Genomic DNA, 2267 nt, shown 5'->3' with positions numbered 1-2267 from the left:
ACCATCCCCTCGCCGACTGCCCGTGCAGTCGGCTCGATATTGGGTTCTAATCGGACGCGGTTCCGCCCGGGACTCTCTCCGTCTCGCCGTCCGTGCCCATGCATCCGTTGCTCATTGCCCGTGTCCTGGGCCTCTTCGCGCTGCTTTTCGCCGCCACGCTGACCGTACCCATCGCGGTGGGCCTAGTCTATGGGGAGGCTGATCTTAGGCATCTGCTGCAGCCCCTTGCCGGGGCACTGTCGCTGGGGCTGGTACTTTGGCTCGCGGGCGGGCTCGGTTCGCGCTTCGGCCTCGGGCGGCGAGGCGAGCTCGGCGTGCGGGACGGCTTTCTGATTGTCGCGCTGTTCTGGCTGCTGCTCAGTGCCCTCGGTGCCTGGCCCCTGGCGTTGGGTCTGGGGCTGTCACCGGTGGATGCGCTGTTCGAATCGGCGTCGGGACTCACCACCACAGGGGCTACCGTCATCACGGGCCTCGACGAGCTGCCGCGCTCCTTGCTGTTCTACCGCCAGGAGCTGCAATGGCTGGGTGGTATGGGGGTGGTGGTGCTCGGGCTTGCGGTGATCCCGCTGCTCGGCATCGGCGGCATGCAGCTCTATCGTGCGGAGGCGCCGGGGCCGCTCAAGGAGGAGAAGCTCACGCCACGCCTGGTCAGCACGGCGCGCTCTCTGTGGCTTTTGTACCTGAGCCTCACTGTGGCTTGTGCCATCGGCTATTGGCTCGCCGGCATGGATGCATTCGACGCCGTAGCCCACAGCCTGAGTACTGTCTCCACCGGCGGTTTTTCCACCCATGACGCGAGTCTTGGGCATTACCAGAGCCCCGCGGTGGAGGCCGTTGCCATCGTCTTCATGCTGCTGGCTGCCCTCAACTTCGGGCTTCATTTCGCCGTCTGGATCAGGCGCGACCCTGGTCTCTATCTGCGCGATGCGGAGGCGCGGACCTATCTCGGGTTCGTGCTGTTGGTGGTGTTGCTGGTAGGCCTGGTGCTGGCGCTGGAGCGTGTGTTCCCCGATCCTCTGACGGGCTTCCGTGAAGCCGCGTTTACGGTGGTGTCGCTGATCACCAGCACCGGCTTCGCCACCGTGGACCATGTGCATTGGCCGGACTTCCTGCCGGTTCTGCTGCTGCTCATCGCTTTTGTCGGCGGGTGCGGTGGCTCGACGGCGGGCGGCATCAAGGCGCTGCGGGTGTTGCTGCTGGTGAAGCAGGGGCTGTATGAGGTGCAGCGGTTGATCCACCCCCGGGCCGAGGTGCCGGTACGGGTGGGGCAGCGCGTTGTAGATGCGGGGTTGATGCAGTCCGTCTGGGGCTACTTCGCGCTCTACATGATTACCTTCGTGCTCTGCGGGCTGTGGATGATCCACACGGGGCTCGACCCGCTTTCGGCCTTTGCGGCCGTCGCCGCCAGCATCAACAACCTGGGCCCTGGCCTGGGCGAGGTGGCCTATACCTTCCAGGGCGTGAGCGACCAGGGCAAGCTCGTGGCCGTGGCGGCGATGCTGCTGGGTCGGCTGGAGATCTTCACGATCCTGGTGCTGCTGACGCCCGGGTTTTGGCGCGGGTGAGGCCTCAAACAAAAACGGGGCCCGAAGGCCCCGCTGCAAGCATGATTGCGCATCCGTGCGCGGTCGTCCGTGAGCAACAGCGTCAGGTGCTGCCGCGAGCGCCCATGAACTCGGGATAGGCCTCCAAGCCGCATTCGCCGACGTCCACGCCCTCGTATTCCTCTTCTTCGGTGACACGGATGCCCATGATCAGCTTGATGAGCAGCCAGACGATGAAGGACGTGATGAAGACCCAGGCGAGGATGGTGATGAGACCGATCGCCTGAGCGCCGAAGCCTGCGTCGGTGTTGGTGATCGGCACGGCCATCAGGCCCCACATGCCCACCACGCCATGCACCGAGATGGCGCCCACCGGGTCGTCTATGCGCAGCTTGTCCAGGGTGACGATACTGAACACAACGATCACGCCGCCGACGCCACCGATGAGGGTCGCCGCCAGGGGGGTCGGAGTCAGTGGCTCTGCAGTAATGGCCACCAGACCGGCCAGTGCACCGTTCAGCGCCATGGTCAGATCGGCCTTGCCGAACAGCAGCCGGGCGGTAATCAGCGCGAACACCAGGCCGCCCGCGGCCGCCATATTGGTGTTGACGAAGATGCCGGCCACGGCGTTGGCATCGCTGATATTCGACACCACCAGCTGCGAGCCGCCGTTGAAGCCGAACCAGCCGAGCCAGAGGATGAAGGTGCCGAGCGTGGCCAGCG

General features: G+C 65.4%; 1 protein-coding gene and 1 pseudogene. One reads left to right on the top strand and one right to left on the bottom strand.

Features of this window, described 5'->3' with window-relative positions:
• Positions 1-98: 98 nt before the first annotated feature.
• On the top strand, positions 99-1565 hold the full coding sequence (locus tag I6U14_RS13825) for a TrkH family potassium uptake protein (RefSeq protein WP_296900100.1): 1467 nt from the start codon (positions 99-101) through the stop codon (positions 1563-1565).
• An 82-nt stretch (positions 1566-1647) separates the two neighbouring features.
• Here the strand turns inward: I6U14_RS13825 and I6U14_RS13820 are convergent.
• A pseudogene (locus I6U14_RS13820) lies at positions 1648-2267 on the bottom strand (ammonium transporter); the annotation flags it as partial.

The organism is Thiohalocapsa sp., from assembly GCF_019695415.1.
Taxonomy (GTDB): Bacteria; Pseudomonadota; Gammaproteobacteria; order Chromatiales; family Chromatiaceae; genus Thiohalocapsa.
This window is presented reverse-complemented; position numbering and strand designations above follow the sequence as displayed.

Bases quoted from the DNA above. Each gene is read 5' to 3' on its own strand.
- I6U14_RS13825 (WP_296900100.1), top strand. From the start codon at position 99: ATGCATCCGTTGCTCATTGCCCGTGTCCTGGGCCTCTTCGCGCTGCTT.